Origin of the sequence: Chromobacterium sphagni (genome assembly GCF_001855555.1) — a bacterium.
GTDB lineage: Bacteria > Pseudomonadota > Gammaproteobacteria > Burkholderiales > Chromobacteriaceae > Chromobacterium > Chromobacterium sphagni.
Window position 1 is genome coordinate 14,869 of the sequence record NZ_MKCT01000033.1, and the last position, 18,954, is coordinate 33,822.

Annotated in this window: 22 protein-coding genes and 1 other RNA gene; 9 read left to right on the plus strand and 14 right to left on the minus strand. The window is 61.4% G+C overall.

The annotated features are described in order from the left end of the window. Positions 1-147 precede the first annotated feature (147 nt). The 8 genes from BI344_RS13855 to BI344_RS13890 form a co-directional block, all read right to left on the minus strand. On the minus strand, positions 148-654 hold the full coding sequence (locus tag BI344_RS13855) for a phosphatidylglycerophosphatase A family protein (RefSeq protein WP_071113483.1): 507 nt from the start codon (positions 652-654) through the stop codon (positions 148-150). Then, positions 638-1,588: a thiamine-phosphate kinase gene (thiL, locus tag BI344_RS13860; protein ID WP_071113484.1), complete on the minus strand. Its 951-nt coding sequence runs from the start codon at positions 1,586-1,588 to the stop codon at positions 638-640. Before thiL ends, BI344_RS13855 begins: the two co-directional genes overlap by 17 nt. A gap of 73 nt (positions 1,589-1,661) precedes the next feature. Beyond that, positions 1,662-2,111 carry a transcription antitermination factor NusB gene (gene nusB / locus BI344_RS13865; RefSeq protein ID WP_071113485.1) on the minus strand — a complete coding sequence of 150 codons (450 nt, stop codon included), beginning with the start codon at positions 2,109-2,111 and terminating at the stop codon, positions 1,662-1,664. Positions 2,112-2,188: 77 nt separating this feature from the next. Beyond that, complete coding sequence (gene ribH / locus BI344_RS13870; RefSeq protein ID WP_071113486.1) at positions 2,189-2,656, minus strand: 6,7-dimethyl-8-ribityllumazine synthase; 468 nt, start codon at positions 2,654-2,656, stop codon at positions 2,189-2,191. Positions 2,657-2,734: 78 nt separating this feature from the next. Beyond that, positions 2,735-3,841 carry a bifunctional 3,4-dihydroxy-2-butanone-4-phosphate synthase/GTP cyclohydrolase II gene (gene ribBA, locus BI344_RS13875; RefSeq protein ID WP_071113487.1) on the minus strand — a complete coding sequence of 369 codons (1,107 nt, stop codon included), beginning with the start codon at positions 3,839-3,841 and terminating at the stop codon, positions 2,735-2,737. Between the two features lie 28 nt (positions 3,842-3,869). After that, positions 3,870-4,532, minus strand: coding sequence for a Dph6-related ATP pyrophosphatase (locus BI344_RS13880; RefSeq protein WP_083339078.1), 663 nt, complete (start codon positions 4,530-4,532; stop codon positions 3,870-3,872). Further along, positions 4,529-5,146: a riboflavin synthase gene (locus tag BI344_RS13885; protein ID WP_071113488.1), complete on the minus strand. Its 618-nt coding sequence runs from the start codon at positions 5,144-5,146 to the stop codon at positions 4,529-4,531. The genes BI344_RS13880 and BI344_RS13885 overlap by 4 nt, the downstream gene beginning before the upstream one ends. A gap of 102 nt (positions 5,147-5,248) precedes the next feature. Continuing rightward, the gene (locus BI344_RS13890) at positions 5,249-7,486 is read right to left on the minus strand and encodes a TonB-dependent hemoglobin/transferrin/lactoferrin family receptor (protein ID WP_071113489.1); all 2,238 of its coding nucleotides are present in this window, start codon (positions 7,484-7,486) and stop codon (positions 5,249-5,251) included. Positions 7,487-7,600: 114 nt separating this feature from the next. Here BI344_RS13890 and BI344_RS13895 point away from each other — a divergent pair, with 114 nt between their 5' ends. The 3 genes from BI344_RS13895 (at position 7,601) to BI344_RS13905 (ending at position 10,774) form a co-directional block, all read left to right on the plus strand. Further along, positions 7,601-9,211 (plus strand): peptide chain release factor 3, encoded by a 1,611-nt coding sequence (locus tag BI344_RS13895; RefSeq protein ID WP_071113490.1) that lies wholly within the window; start codon positions 7,601-7,603, stop codon positions 9,209-9,211. A gap of 3 nt (positions 9,212-9,214) precedes the next feature. Beyond that, on the plus strand, positions 9,215-10,060 hold the full coding sequence (locus tag BI344_RS13900) for a mechanosensitive ion channel family protein (protein ID WP_071113491.1): 846 nt from the start codon (positions 9,215-9,217) through the stop codon (positions 10,058-10,060). A 69-nt stretch (positions 10,061-10,129) separates the two neighbouring features. Beyond that, positions 10,130-10,774, plus strand: a complete 645-nt coding sequence (locus BI344_RS13905; RefSeq protein ID WP_071113492.1) for a TetR/AcrR family transcriptional regulator — start codon at positions 10,130-10,132, stop codon at positions 10,772-10,774. A 66-nt stretch (positions 10,775-10,840) separates the two neighbouring features. Here the strand turns inward: BI344_RS13905 and BI344_RS13910 are convergent, their stop codons facing one another. Beyond that, on the minus strand, positions 10,841-11,194 hold the full coding sequence (locus BI344_RS13910) for a hypothetical protein (RefSeq protein ID WP_139167030.1): 354 nt from the start codon (positions 11,192-11,194) through the stop codon (positions 10,841-10,843). Positions 11,195-11,546: 352 nt separating this feature from the next. After that, entirely contained in the window at positions 11,547-12,755 is a 1,209-nt protein-coding gene (locus BI344_RS13915; protein ID WP_071113494.1) for an amino acid aminotransferase, read from the minus strand. A gap of 274 nt (positions 12,756-13,029) precedes the next feature. On the opposite strand from BI344_RS13915, the gene BI344_RS13920 reads away from it, so the two are divergent. Beyond that, on the plus strand, positions 13,030-13,308 hold the full coding sequence (locus BI344_RS13920) for a hypothetical protein (protein WP_071113495.1): 279 nt from the start codon (positions 13,030-13,032) through the stop codon (positions 13,306-13,308). Positions 13,309-13,353: 45 nt separating this feature from the next. Here BI344_RS13920 and BI344_RS13925 read toward each other — a convergent pair whose 3' ends face one another. The 3 genes from BI344_RS13925 to BI344_RS25360 form a co-directional block, all read right to left on the minus strand. After that, the gene (locus tag BI344_RS13925) at positions 13,354-14,736 is read right to left on the minus strand and encodes a sodium-dependent transporter (RefSeq protein ID WP_071113496.1); all 1,383 of its coding nucleotides are present in this window, start codon (positions 14,734-14,736) and stop codon (positions 13,354-13,356) included. Between the two features lie 129 nt (positions 14,737-14,865). Continuing rightward, positions 14,866-15,774, minus strand: a complete 909-nt coding sequence (locus BI344_RS13930; protein WP_241499358.1) for a M20/M25/M40 family metallo-hydrolase — start codon at positions 15,772-15,774, stop codon at positions 14,866-14,868. Next, positions 15,771-16,037, minus strand: coding sequence for a hypothetical protein (locus BI344_RS25360; protein ID WP_241499359.1), 267 nt, complete (start codon positions 16,035-16,037; stop codon positions 15,771-15,773). Before BI344_RS25360 ends, BI344_RS13930 begins: the two co-directional genes overlap by 4 nt. A 169-nt stretch (positions 16,038-16,206) precedes the next feature. On the opposite strand from BI344_RS25360, the gene ffs reads away from it, so the two are divergent. Both ffs and BI344_RS13940 read left to right on the plus strand, forming a co-directional pair. Beyond that, an RNA gene (gene ffs, locus BI344_RS13935) (signal recognition particle sRNA small type) lies at positions 16,207-16,305 on the plus strand. A gap of 265 nt (positions 16,306-16,570) precedes the next feature. Further along, complete coding sequence (locus BI344_RS13940; RefSeq protein WP_043577324.1) at positions 16,571-16,894, plus strand: helix-turn-helix domain-containing protein; 324 nt, start codon at positions 16,571-16,573, stop codon at positions 16,892-16,894. A gap of 127 nt (positions 16,895-17,021) precedes the next feature. Here the strand turns inward: BI344_RS13940 and BI344_RS13945 are convergent, their stop codons facing one another. After that, positions 17,022-17,471, minus strand: a complete 450-nt coding sequence (locus BI344_RS13945) for a universal stress protein (protein WP_071113497.1) — start codon at positions 17,469-17,471, stop codon at positions 17,022-17,024. A 128-nt stretch (positions 17,472-17,599) separates the two neighbouring features. Here BI344_RS13945 and BI344_RS13950 point away from each other — a divergent pair, with 128 nt between their 5' ends. The 3 genes from BI344_RS13950 to BI344_RS13960 all read left to right on the plus strand — a co-directional run. Beyond that, entirely contained in the window at positions 17,600-18,028 is a 429-nt protein-coding gene (locus BI344_RS13950) for an acyl-CoA thioesterase (protein WP_071113498.1), read from the plus strand. Between the two features lie 17 nt (positions 18,029-18,045). After that, complete coding sequence (locus tag BI344_RS13955) at positions 18,046-18,459, plus strand: tellurite resistance TerB family protein (protein WP_071113499.1); 414 nt, start codon at positions 18,046-18,048, stop codon at positions 18,457-18,459. 81 nt (positions 18,460-18,540) lie between these two features. Further along, positions 18,541-18,954, plus strand: a 414-nt coding sequence (locus tag BI344_RS13960; RefSeq protein WP_139167031.1) for an AAA family ATPase, incomplete at its 3' end; no start/stop codon positions are given.

An 18,954-nucleotide genomic window follows, 5' to 3' on the forward strand; every position in this document is an offset into this window, starting at 1 on the left:
CCCCGATTTCAAGCTGCCCGCATCAAGGCTGGGCATGTTTTAGTCATGGCTGCGCGCTAGGAAACCCAGGCCCCGCGCGCGCCGCCCGCTGTTATTGTCGAATTGTAACGGCTTTGATACTTCGCCGGCAGATTAGATTCCCGCCGTTTACAAGTAGCGCCAGATCAGCGCCTGCGCCGCCAGCGCGAACAACGCGGCGATGACATCATCCACCATCACGCCGAAACCGCCGCCGACGCGCTGGTCGAACCAGCGGATGGGCCAGGGCTTGACGATGTCGAACACGCGGAACAGCGCAAAAGCTAGCAGCCAGCCCTTCCAGTTGGCCGGCGCGAAGGCCAGCACCATCAGCATGCCCACCACCTCGTCCCAGACGATGCCGCCGTAGTCGTGGACGCCCAGCGCCCTGCCGGTGATGCCACAGACGTACACCCCGAGAATAAACAGCGGCAGGCACAAGGCCAGCAGCCACCAGCCGCTCACGCCCATAGCCAGCAGCGGGAAGAACAAGGGGTAGGCCACCAGCGTGCCCCAGGTGCCGGGAGCCTTCCTCATCAGACCGCTGCCGAAGCCAAAAGACAGCAGATGGGCGGGATGGCTAAGCAGAAAGCGCCAACTGGGTGTGTTTTGCAGAGTTTCAGCCGAAATGGTCATAGCCTTCCTTCTTCAGGGGGATGGTATCGCCAGCGGCATCCAGCAGCCTGCCGCCTTGGCCGGCGACAATCCGGCCGATGCGGCTGACGCGGCAAGCGCATTGCGCGGCGGCGGCCTCCACTTGCTGGCGCAGGTCCGCCGGCGCGGTGAACACCAGTTCGTAGTCGTCGCCGCCGGCGGCCAGGCAATCCAGATAGCGCGGGCGAAGCGCCTCAAGCCTGGGATCGGACGGCAGGGAGCCGGCCCAGACTTCGCCGGCCACGCCCGAGGCGGCCAGGATGTGTCCCAGATCAGCCATCAGGCCATCGGACACATCCGCCGCCGCATGGGCAAAGGGCAACAGCAGGCTGCCCAGAGCCAGGCGCGGCTCGGGATATTCCAGCTTGCGCTGCGCCGTCTGCAATAAGGCGGCGTCGTCCACCTCCAACCACCCCAGCCGCCGGCGCACCGCCAAGGCACCCAGGCCCAGCTCGCCGGACACCCAAACGTCGTCGCCGACCCTTGCGGCGTCGCGGCGCAGCGCCTGGCCGGCCGGCGTCTCACCCAGCACCGTCACCGACAAAGTCAGCGGACCGCAGGTGGTGTCGCCGCCGATCAGCTCCACGCCGTGTTCGGCGGCCAGCGCGTGAAAGCCGGCGGCGAATTCGGCCACCCAGGCCTCATCGGCCTGGGGCAGCGCGATGGACAGCAACGCCCAGCGCGCCCTCGCCCCCATCGCCGCCAGGTCGGACAGATTCACCGCCAGCGTCTTGTGGCCCAGCGCGCGCGGCGCGACGTCGGCGAAAAAGTGCCGCCCCTCGACCAGCATGTCCACCGACATGTGCATATCGCAGCCCGGCGTCGGCCGCACGATGGCGGCGTCGTCGCCCACGCCCAGCAGCGCCGACGGCGCAGGCCGCTTGAAATAGCGGCCTATCAGCTCGAATTCCTTCATGATTCCTCACGCAAAAACACCCGCCGGCGGCGGGTGTCGTGAATTCCGGCCGGCCTGGTGGCGGCGGGAACGATCAATCCTGTTTGCGGCGCTGCTTCTGCGCCAGCACTTCGTCGCCGCGGACGTCGGCGGCCAGCTTGTCCAGCACGCCGTTGACAAACTTGTGACCATCGGTGCCGCCAAAGGTTTTGGTAATTTCGATGGCTTCGTTGATGATCACCGGATATGGGGTTTCCGGGCTTTGCGTCAGTTCCAGCGCGGCCATCAGCAGCACGGCGCGCTCCACCGGGCTGACTTCGTCGTCGGCGCGCTCGTAGTAGCGGCCGATCTGGGCGGACAGCATGGGAACATCTTTCAGTACGCCGTACAGGATGTTGCGGAACAGGGCCTCGTCAGCCTTGGCGAAGTATTCGTTCTCGCGCAGATGCTTTTCGATCAGCGAGGCCGGACGGTCCTGGTTCAGTTCCCATTCGTAAATGCCTTGTACGGCAAATTCGCGGGCGCGGCGGCGGGCGGTTTTCATGATTGGCGGTTCCTCAAAAGAGCAAGGGAAGCGGCGGCTTGCGCCCGCTTCCCGCGGATGACTGGCGGCGAGGCGAATCAGCCGCGCAGCGCCTTGTGCAGATTGGCCATCTCCACCGCCACGCGAGCGGCGTCGGCGCCCTTTTCCTGCATGCGGACTTCCGCCTGCTCGTCGTTTTCGGTGGTGAGAATGGCATTGGCTACCGGAATGTCGAAGTCCAGGCCGATGCGGCTGACACCAGCGCCGGATTCGTTCGATACCAGCTCGAAATGATAGGTTTCGCCGCGGATCACCGCGCCCAGCGCCACCAGCGCGTCGAAACGCTCGCTCTGGGCCATGGTTTGCAGCACCAGCGGAACTTCCAGCGCGCCAGGGACGGTGGCCAGCGTCACATCCTGGGCGGATACGCCCAGGCGGGCCAGCTCGGCCAGACAGGCGTCGCGCAGGCCATGGCAGACCGGCGTGTTGAAACGCGCCATGACGATGCCGATTTTCAGGCCCTGGCCGGACAGATTGGGTTCGATACGCTGGATAGCTTCAAGCATGGGGAGTCCTCGCGGCGAAAACACTAAGGAAAGCCGGCAATTGTAGCGCAACTGCCGGAATTAAGCCACGCACCGCCCTCAGTCGATATCGACGTGAAAATGTCCCGGCTGGCAGAAGCCGGTGACTTCCAGCTCGAAGCCTGCCATCGACGGCAGGCTCACCGGGCTGGACATCAGCTTCATCTTGCCGACGCCAAGCGCCTTCAGCATCTGCGCGCCTATGCCGAAAGTTTTGCTGTCCCACTTCTGCCGCTGCGCCTCCTCGCCCAGCGCGCGCTGCGCCAGATCGTGCCCGGTTTCGTCGCGGTACAGCATGATCATCACCCCGCTGCCGGTTTCCTCCATGGTTTCCAGCGCGTTGGGCACGGTCCAGGTATGGTGGCTGCACAAGGGGGCCAGGATATCGATCACCGACAGCGGCTCATGCACGCGCACCAGGATTTCCCTGTCGGCGCGGATCTTGCCCTTGCTCAGCGCCAGATGGGTGGCCGAGGTGGTGATGTCGCGGAACACATGCAGATCGAAACTGCCGAACGGCGTCTCCACCTCGCGCTCGCCCACTTTCTCCACCAGCGATTCGGTGCGGCTGCGGTGCTGGATCAGATCAGCGATGGTGCCTATCTTCAGATCGTGCTGCTTGGCGAATTCTATCAATTCCGGCAGGCGGGCCATGCTGCCGTCGTCGTTCATGATCTCGCAGATCACGCCGGCCGGCTCCACCCCCGCCAGCATCGCCAGATCGCAGCCTGCCTCGGTATGGCCGGCGCGGATCAACACGCCGCCCTTCTGCGCCTTCAGCGGAAAAACGTGGCCGGGCTGGACCAGATCGCCGGCCTTGGCCAGCCGCGCCACTGCGGTCTGGATGGTGTGCGAGCGGTCGGCGGCGGAAATGCCGGTGGTTACGCCCTCGGCCGCCTCGATCGACACGGTGAAATTGGTGCCGAAGCTGGTGCCGTTGTTGGCGGCCATCATCGGCAGATTCAGCTGGCGGCAACGCTCTTCGGTGAGGGTGAGGCAGATCAGGCCGCGGCCGTGCTTGGCCATGAAATTGATCGCCTCCGGCGTGACGAACTCGGCCGCCATCACCAGGTCGCCCTCGTTCTCGCGGTCTTCGGCATCCATCAGCACCACCATCTTGCCGGCCTTGATGTCGGCGATGATGTCTTGAATCGGGGAAATAGCCATGCTTCTTCCTTTGTGCAGTCCGCCCGTCTTACGCGGGCAATAAATCCAGGGCGCGGTAGTCGCCGATGCGAGCGACCGCGCCATCCCTCAAGGCCAGCGGGTGAACAAACAGGGGCCCGTCCACCACCAGGGTATGAAATTCTCCGGCTTCGCCGCAGGGGTCGATCCCTTCGGCCAGCATCTCGTCTATCAAGCCTCGGTCGAACACCCGGCCCAGCCACTTGTCGGCGACCAGCGCGGCATTCACCATCACGATGCGGGCGACGAAGCCGGCATCGACAAACTCCCGCACCAGGCCGGCGCGGCTTTGCTGCCACAAGGGGAGCACGGCCCGCAATCCGGCTTCGGCGCAGACCTGCTCTTCCCACTCGCGGTGTGCGTCCAGGTCGATATCGCCGAATACCGCCGCCTGCGCGCCTTCCGCCGCGGCCAGCCGCAGTTGCTCGACAAACACGCGCCGGTAATCATCCCAGCTGGCGCGGCCCAGCCGTTGCGGCAAGCCCAGCGCCCGCGCCTGCAGCGCCAGCACTTCCGGCCGCACGCCGTGCGAGCGCGACCGCGCGCCGTCTTCATCCAGCATGGTCAGCAGCGCCTGGGGCCGGCCTCCGGTCTGAACCGCGCGCCACAGCGCGAGGCAGCTGTCCTTGCCGCCGCTCCAGGACGCCAGCAAGAGCGCGCCTTGCAGGCTCACGCCGCCTGGCCGCGCTGCGCCAGCACCCGCTCTACGGTGTCGACGATGGCCTGGGTCTGCGGATCTATCTCGATATTGATGCGCGCGCCCGGCTGGCGGGCGGCGATATTGGTGCGCAGCAGCGTCTCCGGAATCAGATGGACGCAGAAGCGGCGGTTTTCAACCGCGCCTATGGTGAGGCTGATGCCGTCTATGCCGATATAGCCCTTGCTGAAAACGTACTTCTCCAGCCCGGCCGGCAGTTCGAACCAGACAGTGCGGTTATTGGGGGATTCGATGACTTCGGTCACGGTGGCCAGCCCCATGATGTGGCCGGACATCGCGTGGCCGCCGATGTCATCCCCGAAGCGGGCGGCGCGCTCGACATTGACCACTCCGCCCGCCTTCAGCTCGCCCAGATTGGTGACACGCAGCGTTTCTTGCATCAGGTCGAAGGACACCAGATCGTCTTCCACCCGGGTGACGGTCAGGCAACAGCCGTTGTGGGCCACCGAGGCGCCCAGCTGCAAGCCGGGCAGCAAGCCCTTGGGCAGGCGGACGATATGGGTGCGGAAATCCTGCTTTTCTTCGATGGCGACCACTTCGGCCACGCCCTGGACGATACCGGTAAACACGAACGCGCTCCTTGAATCCTGACTATCCGAATGCCGTCATTGTACCCCGCCATGTCCAAGCCGTCGCCATATTCGCGGCCGGCAAGCCGGCCGAGAGCAGCGTCAGAAGCGCCAGGACATGCTGCTGCGGATGGCCCGGCCCATGCCCTCGGCGCCTTCGGTCAGATAGGGCTGGTAGTCGCGGTTGAACAGATTGTCCACCGACAGTCTGAACTCCATCCCTTTCAGACTGGCCGTGGTTGGCTGCCATACCGCGAACAATCCGGCCAGCGCATAACCATGCTGCGCCGGATAGGCGTAGCCCAGCGCTTCCGGATTGACATTCTGCGGCACCCGGTCCTGCGCGCGCGCAAACTTGCCTTGCGCGCCCAGCGTCAGGCCAATCGGCGCAAACATATAACCGGCGGTCAACACCGCCTTGCGCGGCGGAATATCCACCAGCGGTTCATCCTTGCCCCATGGGTCGCGCAGGCTGTGGCGGCGCTCGCCGACGATAGACGACAAGGAAAGGCTGGCGAACAGGCCGCGCCACTGATAACGGCTGTCGAACTCGAAGCCGCTGATCACATAACCCGGCAAATTGCGGTAGAACCCTATCAGTCTGGGCAAAGGCGCGCCCGGCGCGTCGCCGCGATTGGGTCCGATGCGCTGGCCGATGGCGTCGCGCACGTCCTGGCGGAACCAGGCGAGGCTGGAGGTCAGGCGATCGCCAGACGCCAACATATCGCCGCCATTAAAGGCCAGACCCAGCCTCCAGGCCCGCAGTTTTTCCGGCTGCAACTGGCGGCTGCTGGCAGTGGTGCTGCCCAGCGTCTGCACGTCATAGACCTCGTCGGCATTGGGCGCGCGCCAGGTGTGGACATAGCCGGCATCCAGCGTCCATTGCGGCAGGAAGCGCCAGCTGGCGGCCAGGCGCGGCGACCAGCCGGAGAACTCCAGCGCGCTGTAATCATGCCCTTTAGCCGGATTGTTGTAAGTGGGCGCCAGGTTCTGTCTGCCGCGCACTTCGATATGGTCGTAACGCAGCGACGGCGTCAGGCTGAGGCCATCCAACGGCTTCCACTCATGCACCCAGTAGGCGGATTGCATGGTTTCGCTGCCCGGCGGCGAATAGCGCGGATTCATCCATCCGTAGTTGTAACTGGGGTCCTTGGCCTTGCTCGGCATATAGGCCACGGCGTCGCGGTCCTTGCGCGACCAACTGGCGCCGACCGTCACCTGTTGGCTGGCCCAGCCCTCCCCCAGATTGGCGACATTGCGCAAATCCCATTGCTTGTCATTCTGCGTTACCCAGCTTTCCTTGCCGAACTGCGAATCAAAAGCCGAGCTATTGGCATTGTCCGGACGGGTGTCATGCTGAAACCTGCGCGACTGCGCGTAGCTCAACCGCAGATCCAGCCAGGGCAGGCTGCTGCTGACGTAATTCCAGTCGGCGGTCATCGACTCCACTTTCTGCTCGCGCCATACCGTCCTCATCAACCAGGCCTGGTCCAGGCCATACTTATTGATGTCATAGGAGCTGGGAGCGGGGATGTCGCCGCGCTTGGCCGCCCACGGCGTGCGCAACTCGTCGTCCTGGCGCACGAAGCCCAGCTTCAGGCTATGCCCCTCGACCGGCCGCCAGCCCAGCTTCAGCATGCCGCCTTGCTGCTCGCCGCCGGAAAAACGGTAGGGCGTGCCGTTCGGCTGCGTGCCGTCGCCGCCGCGGCTGTGCGTGACATAGGCCAGAATGTCGGCCGGCTGCTCCGCCCCGCCGGCATAAGCCGCCAGCGATTGACTGAAGCGATGGCCATTGTCCTGATAGCCAAGCTTGGCGAAACCGCCGACCTTCCTGCCCGGCAGCAGCAATTCATTGACGGTTTTGGTTTCCGCCTTCACAACCCCGCCAAAGGCGCCATTGCCATAGAACGGCGAATGGCCGCCCTTGATCACCTCCACCGAACCCAGCAGCTCCGGATCGATAAAAGACGTGCCCTGCTGGTACTTGTCGAAGCCCTGACCGGCGCCGTCAAGATACACCTGCACCTGCTCGACATCGCCAAAGCCCCAGACATTGATGGTCTGGCCGCCGGGACGCGGCGAACCACCGGCATTCACCCCAGGCAGCGCATCCAGCACTTCGGCCAGCGACTTGGCCTGGGGGCGGGCGATCTCCTCTTTTTCCAGCTTGCTGACCGCGGGCTTCAACAGCGGCGCTTCGGCGCTGACCTTGACGGTTTCAAGCGACGGCAACTCCGCCGCCCGGGAGGCGTGGCTGGCCAGGCTAAGGGCGATCAGGGTTAGGCAGGATGGGAAGACTGCGGAAGAACAAACGGGGACTGCGGCGCTTCTTTGTTGCATCACGGAAATTTTTGTAATTGATAATCGTTCTCAAATATTAACATAAAATTTCCGTCCTCCCACACGCAAGTCCGGTAAAATAGCCGGCTTTATTGAATTTCAAGCAAGCGCCCCATGTCCGCCGAACTCTCCCGCATCGCCGAAGAAGTCTCGCACCGCCGCACCTTCGCCATCATTTCCCACCCCGACGCCGGCAAAACCACGCTGACGGAAAAACTGCTGCTGTTCTCCGGCGCCATCCAGATGGCCGGTACGGTCAAGGGCAAGAAAGGCGGCAAGTTCGCCACCTCGGACTGGATGGAAATCGAAAAGCAGCGCGGCATTTCCGTCGCTTCGTCGGTGATGCAGTTCGACTACCGCGACCATACGGTCAATCTGCTGGACACTCCAGGCCACCAGGACTTCTCGGAAGACACCTACCGCGTGCTCACCGCGGTAGACAGCGCGCTGATGGTGATCGACGCGGCCAAGGGCGTGGAAGAACAGACCATCAAGCTGCTTAACGTCTGTCGCCTGCGCAATACCCCCATCGTCACCTTCATGAACAAGTGCGACCGCGAAGTGCGCGACAGTCTGGAGTTGCTGGACGAAGTGGAAGACGTGCTGAAGATCCGCTGCTCGCCCATCACCTGGCCGATCGGCATGGGCAAGACCTTCCGCGGCGTATACAGCCTGCTGAACGACGCGGTGATCCTGTTTGAAGCAGGCACCGAAAAGCTGGTATCCGACATCGAAGTGATCCAGGGCATAGACAACCCGCGCCTGGATGAACTGTTCCCGCTGGAAATGGAACAGCTGCGCATGGAGATCGAGCTAGTCAAGGGCGCGTCCAACGAGTGGAATCTGGCGGAATTCCTCGCCGGCACCCTCACCCCGGTGTTCTTCGGCTCGGCGATCAACAACTTCGGCGTGCGCGAAATCCTCAACGCGCTGATCGACTGGGCGCCGGCGCCGCAAGAGCGCGACGCCACCCTGCGCAGCGTGGACCCGAAGGAAGCCAAATTCTCCGGCTTCGTATTCAAGATCCAGGCCAATATGGACCCGAAGCACCGCGACCGCATCGCCTTCCTGCGCGTCTGCTCCGGCCAGTTCGAGCGCGGCATGAAGATGAAGCATCTGCGCCTGAACCGCGACATCGCCGCCTCCAGCGTGGTGACCTTCATGTCGCACGACCGCGAGATCGTGGAAGAGGCGTTTGCCGGCGACATCATCGGCATCCCCAACCACGGCAACATCCAGATCGGCGACAGCTTTTCCGAAGGCGAAGAGCTGGCCTTCACCGGCATTCCATTCTTCGCGCCGGAAATGTTCCGCTCGGTGCGCATCAAGAACCCGCTGAAGCTCAAGCAGCTGCAAAAAGGCTTGCAGCAATTGGGCGAGGAAGGCGCGGTACAGGTATTCAAGCCGCACAACGGCGGCGACCTGATTCTGGGCGCTGTGGGCGTGCTGCAATTTGAAGTGGTGGCCAGCCGTCTGGCGGCCGAATACGGCGTGGACGCGATGTTTGAATCGGCCAGCATCTGGTCGGCGCGCTGGTTCAGCTGCGACGACCGCAAGAAGCTGGACGAATTCGTCAAGGCGCTGCAGATGAACATCGCCACCGATGCCGGCGGCAACCTGTCCTACCTGGCCCCCAACCGCGTCAACTTCGCATTGACTCAGGAACGCTGGCCAGACATCGTGTTCCACGAAACCCGCGAGCACGCGGTCAAGCTGAACGACTGAGGCATGCGCACCCTCCTCGACCTGCTTGCATTCCTGCGGGAAAACTACTCGCACGAAATCACCCGCTCGCTGCTGCTGATCCTCACCTTGCTGATCATCCGCGTGGTGGTGGACCGGCTGCTGGCCGCCAGCAACAGCGCGCCGGTCGAGGCGCGCCGTCGCTGGTCTATCAACACCCGTAACGGGTTGTTCGTCACCGGCCTGGCCGGCATAGGCTTCATCTGGGCCAATGAGCTGCAAACGCTGGCCGTCTCCATGCTGGCCTTCACCGCTGCGCTGATCCTGGCCACCAAGGAGCTGATCATGTGCCTGTCCGGCGGCGTGGTGCGGCAGATGTCCAACAGCTACAGCCTGGGCGACCACATCGAGATCGGCACGGTGCGCGGCCGAGTAGTGGATATCGGCCTGCTGTCCACCACGGTGATGGAAATCGGCCCCAACCATAGCTCGCACCAGATGACTGGCCGGGCGCTAACCTTCCCCAACAGCCTGCTGCTGTCCACCCCGGTGATCCGGGAAAACTACATGGGCGAGTACGTGATGCACATCATCAATGTGCCGCTGGCCTACAGCGTGCCGCCCGCGCAAGCCGAGCTGATGCTGATGGGCGCGGCGGAAAGCGCCTGCCTGCCGCATGTGGACGTGGCGCGCCGCCACATGGAGGACATGGCCAAGCGCTATCTGGTCGACATCCCTTCGGTGGAGCCGCGGATTTCCATTCAGCCGGTCGATGAGAAGCGCTACCAGCTGATCTTGCGCATCGCCATCCCCGCCCGGGAGCGGCAACGCATCGAACAGGTGATCCTGCATCAGTTCCTGGCCGACTGCTACCCGATCTCCCAGACGTAAAGAATAGAGCTAGAACTCCAAACATCGTATACAATTGCGCTATGCGAAGTCATTACCAGCCGGTGCATCATGAGCAAAACCAGAATCAAGACCTACGACCGCATCATTCAGGAAAGCCTCAAACTGTTCAATGAGCAGGGCGAGCGCAGCATCACCACCAACCATATCGCAGCCCACCTGGGCATCAGCCCCGGCAACCTCTACTATCACTTCCGCAACAAAGAAGAGATCGTCTACCAGATCTTCACCATGTACCGGGAGTTCATCAACCAGCGTCTGGCGGTGCCGGAAGACCGCAAGATGACGGTGGACGACTTGGTCAACTATCTGGATACCGCCTTCCTGGCGATGTGGCAGTTCCGCTTCATGTTCTACGACCTGCCGGGCATGCTGGCACGCAATCCGCAGATGCAATCGGAGTACCACCAGTTCGTCAATACCGAGCTGAAGAACATTCTGGGCGAGCATTTTCGCGAATTCATCCGTCTGGGCCTGCTGCGGATGGACGAAGAGGACATCGAGGGCGTCAGCATCAATATCTGGCTGGTGGTGAAGTTCTGGTTCGCCTTTGAGCAAACCTCCCGCCCCAAGGCGCCCATCACCGAGGAGTCTGGCCATCGCGGCGTGCTACAGGTGCTGGCGCTGCTCAAGCCTTATGTACAGCCGGAATACATGCACGCTTTCCGCTCGCTGTATGAAAGGCATGCGGCCTGACCCATCAAGGCGTAAAAAAAGCCACTCTCACGAATGGCTTTTTGTTTCTATCGTCCCTTGCGGCACTCAAGCCGCAGCGGCGGCTCCCGACACCAGATAGCCGTGCAGCTCCCCATTGGCGAGCAACTTGCGCAGATAACTGCCGGGCGCGCTGCCGGAATACTCCAGCTGCCGTCCGGTATGGCGCGCCACCTTGCCGTCGGCGCAGACTTCCATCTCCACCTCCAGCGCCCACAACGTAGGCTGCCTGTCAGGGTCTACCGGCTCCAGGGAAACGGTCAGCCGGTAGCGCCCGTCCCTAGAGTAAACATCCAGCAGGCCCAGCAGCCCTAGATTATTGCGGACATCGGCATCGTCCGCATCGAAAGCACCCGCAGTTATGGCCTGCGGAACCAGCACTTCAGGAAAAGTCGCAGTCATGGCATCTACCCCGAGGGTCTCCCCTCTAACAAGCTGTTGGATTATTTTGTATTGCGCCGACGTTGAGAAACGACGGTTTGCAACCTGACATTCGCTGATGTCTCCGAGCATCATGAGGATATTTCCCGACACAGACAATGCCATTGCGGAAAAATCTTGCCCCGCTAGAACAAAACTGTCCTTTTGGCCACCCCAAATTTTGCATGAACGTCACAGCCCAAATAAGCAAATGTCAAATGAATTGCAATTTTCCAAAAATCTGCATTTCGACTAGCCGAGTCCCGCGCCCATACCCACAAAAAACAAGGCCCCGGAACATTTCCGGAGCCTTGTCTTCGCAATCAGGACAGTGTCAATCCTGGATAACCCTGGCGATTGCCGACGCCACATAGTCAACATTCTTGCTATTGAGCGCCGCCAGGCAGATGCGCCCGGTGGACACCGCATAGATGCCGAACTCGCTGCGCAGTTGCTCCACTTGGGCCGCCGTCAGACCAGTATAGGAAAACATCCCGCGCTGACGGGTGATGAAGCTGAAGTCGGTTTTCGCGCCATGCGACTGGATGGCAGCCAGTAGGCCCACGCGCATGGTCCGGATTCGTTCGCGCATGCCGGCCAGTTCGTCCTCCCACTGCTGGCGCAGCTCCGGGCTGGACAACACCGCCGCCACAATGGCTGCGCCGTGGATGGGCGGATTGGAATAGTTGGTGCGGATCACCCGCTTCAACTGGGAGAGCACCCGCGCCGACTCGTCCTTGCTGTCGGTCACGATGGACAGCGCGCCCACTCGCTCACCGTATAGCGAGAAGCTCTTGGAAAAGGAGCTGGCCACTAGGAACTGCAAACCGGAGGCCGCAAACAGCCGCACTGCCAGCGCGTCGGCATCGATGCCATCGGCAAAGCCCTGGTAGGCCATATCCAGGAACGGCACCAGGCCGCGCTCGCGGCAAACCGCCACTACCTCTTGCCACTGGGCGGCGGAGATATCCGCCCCGGTAGGGTTATGGCAGCAAGCATGCAGCACGATGACGGAGCCGGCATCCAGAGCAGCCAGATAGGACTTCATCGCAACAAAGTCGACGCCGCGGCTGGCCTCATCGTAATAAGGATAATGCTCCACCTGGAAGCCAGCCGATTCGAACAGCGCACGGTGGTTTTCCCAGGACGGATCGCTGATATAGACCTTGGATTCGGGATTCAGTCTCTTGAGGAAATCCGCGCCTATCTTCAAGGCGCCGGTGCCGCCCAGCGCCTGCGCCGTCACCACCCGGTCAGCAGTCAGCAATTCGCTGCCCTGGCCGAACAACAGGTTCTGCACCGCGACATCATAAGCGGCCGGACCTTCGATAGGCTGATAGCCGCGCGCCGGCAACGCTTCCAACCTGGCCTTCTCCGCGGCCCTGACCGCGCCCAGCAATGGAATCTTGCCATTGTCGTCGGAATACACGCCCACGCCAAGATTGACCTTGGTGTTGCGGGCATCCGCATTGAATGCTTCATTAAGACCAAGGATGGGGTCACGCGGCGCCAGTGCCACACCGGCGAAGATCGAAGAGGTCATACCAGGCTCCATTGCTTTGCAGATGAGCCGGCCATCACGGCCGACCCTAGAAAATCCAGTATTGCTTGTTGCCATTCGAACGCGAATTCGTTCGCTGTCGAACAACAGTCTAACATGATGCCAGGCCATTCCCCAGACCGGGGCGCACTGTCCGCGCAGGCAGTATGCGGCGCACCAATGTCGACAAACCCGGTCCAATGACATAAGCAGAAGTATCGCCGCCCTGCCGGCCAATCCACCCCGCGGCGCTCTCGCCGACAACCGGAGGTTTTTCATGAAAAAGGGAATCCTGCTGTTCTGGCCGTCCTTCATCATCGCGGTGATCGCCACCACCGTGTTTTACTCGATTTTCGATCCAGCCGAACTGACCTTGCACGGCAACAGCCTGTTTCACGACAAGCTCACCGCCTACTCGGTATTCCTTCTGGTCAGCTGGCTGTTCGGCGCGGCCAATACCGCCATCGTCCTGCTGCTGGAAAAAAGCGCCCGCGACATCAACGGCTTCACGCCGCCCCCCGTCATCAGCGGCGACGAGGACAGCACGCCCTCCTGACGGCGCCAGGCCGGACCAATCGGCCCGGCTTGGCGCATCGCGACATCAGATGACTTTCAAACCTTTCAGCATCACCACCAAGATCAACACCGGCGAGACGAAACGCACCACGAAGAACAATGCCTTCAACAACCCGTCGCTCTTCAGCGCGCCGCCGTTGCTCAAGGCCTCGCGGAAACGGCCATAGCCCCAGACCCAGCCAGTGAACAGGCACAGGCAAATCCCGCCCAGCGGCATCAGCACATTGGACGTGACGAAGTCGAACAGGTCGAACATGGTCATGCCATGCAGCTTGATATCGGCGGTCAGGCTGTTGGACAACGCGCATCCCGCCCCCACCACCGCCAACAGCAGCAGATTGATGATGGTGGACTTGACGCGGCTGATGCCGAAACGCTCGCTCAGCACCGAAACCGGCACCTCAAGGATAGACAGCATCGCGCCGGTGGCCGCGATGGCGGCCAGAACGAAGAACACCACCATGAACAGATGGCCCAGCGGCATGCTGGCGAACACGGCGGGAATGGTGATGAACAACAGCGACGGCCCGGCCGCCGGTTGGAAGCCGAAAGCGAACACCGCAGGAAAGATGGCGATGCCGGCAAGCAGGGACACGAACAGATCGGCACACATCACACGGAAGGTGGTCAGCGGAATGTTCTGATCGTCGCGGAAATAGCTGCCGTAGGTGATCATGGTGCCCATGCCGATGGACAGCTTGAAGAAGGCCAGGCCCACCGCGGTCAGCACCACGCCGGCGGTAATCTTGGAGAAATCCGGCGTGAACAGGAACGCCAGTCCTTGGCTCGCACCTGGCAGCATCATGCTGCGCACGCCTATCACCACCAGCAACACGAACAACAGCGGCATCAGCTTCTTGGTGACGGCCTCGATACCCTTGGACACGCCCAGCAGCAGGATGCCGCCGATCAGCGCCAGCACCAGCCATTGCCACAACAGCGACTGCACCGGATCGGTGATCAGCGCGGTGAACGCGCCGGATGTCACCTTGGGATCGCTGGACAGGATGTCGCCGGCAATCGCCTTAAAGATGTAGGCGAATACCCATGCCGACACTTCAGAATAGAACGCCATGATCAGGAAGGCGGCGAATACGCCGAAAGCCCCGATCAGCCACCACGGCTGCCCGGCAGGCGCCAGTTTGGCCAGCGTGGTCACCGCATCGCGCTTGGCCTTGCGGCCCAGCATGATCTCGGAAATCATCACCGGCAGCCCCACCATCAGCGTGGCCAGCACATACACCACCAGGAAGCCCGCGCCGCCATTGGTGCCCGTCAGATAAGGAAACTTCCAGATATTGCCCAAGCCGACAGCCGACCCCAGCGTCGCCGCCAACACGCCGAAGCTGGAAGTGAATCCATCCCTCAGCTTGATCTCTCCACCCGATTTAGCTTTGTCCAAACTCATTGTTGTTCTCTCTACCACAAATAAAACAAGCCCGCGCGGAGGTCGTCCGGGCGGGCTCACTTGACCTTCGATGCTACAGGGCGTGGATTGTGAAGCCTATTGTGTATGTGTGCAAAACAATTTTTACAACTACCTGGCCTGGGTCAACTCATCCGCCAGCCTGCCCAACCAATCATAGCAGGCCTGCAACTGAGCCACTTCGATGAACTCGTCCGGCCTATGCGCCTGCTCGATCGACCCTGGCCCCAGAACCACGCACGGCATGCCGGCCTGACTGAACAACCCTGCCTCGGTGGTATAGGCCACGCCCGCCCCGCCCTCGCAACCGCACAGGCTGGCGACATACTGCCTGATCGAAGAGGCCGGGTCGGATTCGAACGCGGGACTGTACACCGCCGGCTCGATATCGATGCCAGTCTCGTCCGACACCGCCTTCATTTCCTGCACCAGGGTCGCGGCGTAATCCGCCACCGACGACACCAGGCGCTGAGGATCGTCGCCCGGCAGCCAACGGCATTCGAACATGAACTCGCAATCCGCCGGAACGATGTTGCAGGCTACGCCGCCATGCACCAGTCCGGTTTGCATCGTGGTGAACGGCACGTCGTAAAGCGGCTGCCGATGGCCAAAGGCCGCCTCGGCGTCGGCCAGCTTGCGGATGTGGGTGATCAATCTGGCCGCGAACTCGATAGCGTTGACGCCCTGCGGAGTCAGGGAAGAGTGCGCCGCCTTGCCCTTTACCCGGCAACGGTAATGGGCGATGCCCTTGTGGGCGATGACCGGCCGCATGGATGTCGGCTCGCCTACCAGGCAGCCGGCGACCTGCACGCCATCCTCCACCAGCGCATCTATCATGCGCCCCACGCCTAGGCAGCCCACCTCCTCATCGTAAGACAAGGCAATGCCTATGCCTTGCGTCAGCTTCCCGTCAGTGGCCAGCTTGGCGAAATGCGGCACCTGGGCCAGCACGCAGGCGATGAAGCCCTTCATGTCGGCGCTGCCGCGCCCATACAGGCGCCCGTCGCCGCCATCTGTCAATTCGAATGGGGGTAATGCCAAACCTGCCCATCAATGGGAACCACATCGGTATGACCTGACAACACGATCAGCGGCATATCGTCCGGGCCGATGCGCGCAAACAGATTGGCCTTGCTGCCATCATCATTGTAGGTCAATCGGCTTGTCAGGCCGAAACCGGCCAGATAGTCGCGCACCCACTCTATTAATTGCAGATTGGAATAACGGCTGGTGGTATCGAAGCGGATCAGTTTGGACAGCAACCCGGTTGCATCGGTAGACATGGGCAATCCTGCGTAAGAAAAGGTCTATGCCAGAGTCTGCACCCAGCGCTGCCGGCAGGCAATAGGACAGGCCCTTGCGAATCCTCCCTCCCCCCCGCGGGCGTAGCTGTGGCCGCATAAAAAATGCTTGGCAAATAGCACAGCATTGGATACAATCCCTTCTCTCTATGGCGGGCCTCCCCGCATTGCACGATAGCGAACCTGGTCAGGTCCGGAAGGAAGCAGCCACAGTTATTTAGTGCAAGTGCCGGGGGTCAGGCTCGCCACCCCTCCCCTCTTTAAAGATTCATCAAGTTCAATTGCAAAATTGCGACACTTTTTCAGCCAAATTACGACGTCGCCATCAAATCCCATTGTCCTTGATGATAAGATTCCGCTAACATTAGCAAAGCTGAATTTTCAAATTAATGGAACTTCACTATTTTCCCTGCATCATAAATATTCCTGTTGAATTTTTTTTGCTATTTTTAATAAGCAGGGCGAAGTCCTAAAAAAATATTAGAACCTTTGTTTCAGATACGAGAGGAACACTCATGAAACTGTTTGAAAAAATCCCGAACCCTCGGGAAATCCGCCGCAAGCTAGGCCTGAACCAACAAGAATTCTGGAGCCGCATCGGCGTGACCCAGTCCGGCGGCTCCCGCTACGAAAGCGGCCGCAACATGCCCAAACCGGTACGCGAGCTGCTTCGCCTGGTACATGTCGAGCAGATCGACCTGTCCAAGGTGCGCCGCGAAGACTTCGAGATCGTCGAATACCTGAAGGAGACCCACCCCGATCTGTACAAGAGCCTGCGCAAAGCGGTTCGTACCAAGATCGAGGCTCAAGAAGGCGGCGCGGAAGCCACCGCAGGCTGACGTCAGCCCGAAAAAAGCCAGCCCGGCAAACGCCGAGCTGGCTTTTTTACATCCCGAATGTCGAACAATCACCCGCTGCACGCAAGCAAAGCCGAACCGCCGACAAGCCCCACCATATGGCGGCGGGTTAATCGCCCGGGTTCCGAATCAACAGCACCGGCATATCCGCCACCTTCAGCAGCCCCTCCGCCACGCTACCCATCAGCAGATGCATCAACCCGCCCAGGCCATGGGTTCCCATCACCACCAGATCGGCCCCCCAGGCGCTGGCATCGTCGGCAAGGACCGCGGCGATCTTGTCGCCCCAGCTCTCAAGTATCCGGCACTCCGGTTCCACGCCCATAGCCTTGGCGCGCTCGCCGGCCAACCCCAGCACCTGTTCGCCGGCCTGCTTGATAGACTTCTGCAATTCGGTGGCGTCCAGAAACTCGGTCCCTCCCCAGCCGAACTGCGCCAGATCCACCACGTGGACCAGCCTGACCGACGATGCGAACACCTTGGCCAACTTGCACGCTTCGTTCAGCGCCATATTGGAAGTGTCGCTGTCGTCCACCGGCACGAAAATTCTCTGGTACATGACGTTAAGCTCCTCTACGAGTCTGGCCTACATCCTTAGTCTACCAAACCCTCCCCCCTAGCGTTTGACACAGATTAGCTTCCTTGACATAAAGGCCATATCCTCCACACTGCGGACACCATCAAGCCATGGCGCGCCTAACGCTCGACCTGCCCGACCGCTTCATTTTTGAAACCCGCCTGGACATCCGCATCGGCGACATCAATTACGCCCAGCACCTGGCCAACGACGCACTGTTGAGGCTGGCGCACGAAGCCAGGCTGCGCCTGTTCAAACATCTGGGATACGCCAGCGAACTGACGGTGGACGGACTGGGCATCGTCATTGCCGACATGGCCGCCTGCTATCATGCCGAGGCGTTTCACGGCGACCTGCTGCGTTTCGGCATCGGCATCGCCGCCCTCAACCGCTATGGGCTGGATCTTATTTATCAAGCAGTCGATGACAACACCGGCAAAGAAGTGGCAAGATTGAAAACAGGTATCGTCTTTTTCGACTACCGGACGCGCAAAATCGCCCCAATGCCGGAAGCGTTTTCCGGGAAGCTTAGTCAATAGCAAAAAGGAATGGCGCCATGAGAAACTACCCGCCCAACAGCCCAGAGGCGCTGGCCAGACTCCTGGCCATGTTCATGATTACCGATGGCAACATGGATCCGCGCGAGCTTGAGCTGCTGGAAAAACTGCACGTCTACCATCTGATCAACCTGCCGCGCAAACAATTCGCCCAGGTATTGCGCGACTTCTGCGACGACGTATCCGACGAGGCCGGCGACGATGGCTCGATCCGTCTGCTGGACCGGGAAAGAATAGACAATCTGCTGTCCGAAGTGAGCGACCACCGCAAACGCATCCTGGCCTGCGTGCTGGCAATGGACATCAGCAAGTCAGACGGCACCATCAGCGACAGCGAAATGGCGCTGCTCAGCTACATGATGAAAAGCTGGAACATCACCCTGGACGATCTCGAGCGCGAATTCGCCCGCTGACCTCTCCCAAAACGGAAGCAGTCGCGGGGCACCGACCCGCGGCTGTTTTTGCATTCCACCATCCCAATATTGAAACCGACAATGAACACGCGCTTCACCGGCACCGAACGCTATATCGCCACCGACGACCTGATGATGGCCGTCAACGCCTCCATCACCCTGCAACGCCCGCTGCTGATCAAGGGCGAGCCCGGCACCGGCAAGACCATGCTGGCAGAAGAAGTGGCCGCCAGCCTAGGCCGGGAGCTGATCGTCTGGCCGATCAAATCCACCACCAAGGCCCAGCATGGCCTGTACGAATACGACGCCGTATCGCGGCTGCGCGACTCGCAGCTGGGCGATGCCAAGGTGCACGACATCGCCAACTACATCGTCAAGGGCAAGCTGTGGCAGGCGTTCGACGCCGAACAGGCGCCGGTGCTGCTGATCGACGAAATCGACAAGGCCGATATCGAATTCCCCAACGACCTGCTGCGCGAGCTGGATCAGATGGAA

Excerpts from the sequence above, each read along its gene's own strand:
- BI344_RS13855 (WP_071113483.1), bottom strand. The coding sequence starts at position 654 with ATGACCATTTCGGCTGAAACTCTGCAAAACACACCCAGTTGGCGCTTT.
- thiL (WP_071113484.1), bottom strand. The coding sequence starts at position 1,588 with ATGAAGGAATTCGAGCTGATAGGCCGCTATTTCAAGCGGCCTGCGCCG.
- nusB (WP_071113485.1), bottom strand. The coding sequence starts at position 2,111 with ATGAAAACCGCCCGCCGCCGCGCCCGCGAATTTGCCGTACAAGGCATT.
- ribH (WP_071113486.1), bottom strand. The coding sequence starts at position 2,656 with ATGCTTGAAGCTATCCAGCGTATCGAACCCAATCTGTCCGGCCAGGGC.
- ribBA (WP_071113487.1), bottom strand. The coding sequence starts at position 3,841 with ATGGCTATTTCCCCGATTCAAGACATCATCGCCGACATCAAGGCCGGC.
- BI344_RS13890 (WP_071113489.1), bottom strand. The coding sequence starts at position 7,486 with ATGCAACAAAGAAGCGCCGCAGTCCCCGTTTGTTCTTCCGCAGTCTTC.
- BI344_RS13895 (WP_071113490.1), top strand. The coding sequence starts at position 7,601 with ATGTCCGCCGAACTCTCCCGCATCGCCGAAGAAGTCTCGCACCGCCGC.
- BI344_RS13900 (WP_071113491.1), top strand. The coding sequence starts at position 9,215 with ATGCGCACCCTCCTCGACCTGCTTGCATTCCTGCGGGAAAACTACTCG.
- BI344_RS13905 (WP_071113492.1), top strand. The coding sequence starts at position 10,130 with ATGAGCAAAACCAGAATCAAGACCTACGACCGCATCATTCAGGAAAGC.
- BI344_RS13910 (WP_139167030.1), bottom strand. The coding sequence starts at position 11,194 with ATGACTGCGACTTTTCCTGAAGTGCTGGTTCCGCAGGCCATAACTGCG.
- BI344_RS13915 (WP_071113494.1), bottom strand. The coding sequence starts at position 12,755 with ATGACCTCTTCGATCTTCGCCGGTGTGGCACTGGCGCCGCGTGACCCC.
- BI344_RS13920 (WP_071113495.1), top strand. The coding sequence starts at position 13,030 with ATGAAAAAGGGAATCCTGCTGTTCTGGCCGTCCTTCATCATCGCGGTG.
- BI344_RS13925 (WP_071113496.1), bottom strand. The coding sequence starts at position 14,736 with ATGAGTTTGGACAAAGCTAAATCGGGTGGAGAGATCAAGCTGAGGGAT.
- BI344_RS25360 (WP_241499359.1), bottom strand. The coding sequence starts at position 16,037 with ATGTCTACCGATGCAACCGGGTTGCTGTCCAAACTGATCCGCTTCGAT.
- BI344_RS13940 (WP_043577324.1), top strand. The coding sequence starts at position 16,571 with ATGAAACTGTTTGAAAAAATCCCGAACCCTCGGGAAATCCGCCGCAAG.
- BI344_RS13945 (WP_071113497.1), bottom strand. The coding sequence starts at position 17,471 with ATGTACCAGAGAATTTTCGTGCCGGTGGACGACAGCGACACTTCCAAT.
- BI344_RS13950 (WP_071113498.1), top strand. The coding sequence starts at position 17,600 with ATGGCGCGCCTAACGCTCGACCTGCCCGACCGCTTCATTTTTGAAACC.
- BI344_RS13955 (WP_071113499.1), top strand. The coding sequence starts at position 18,046 with ATGAGAAACTACCCGCCCAACAGCCCAGAGGCGCTGGCCAGACTCCTG.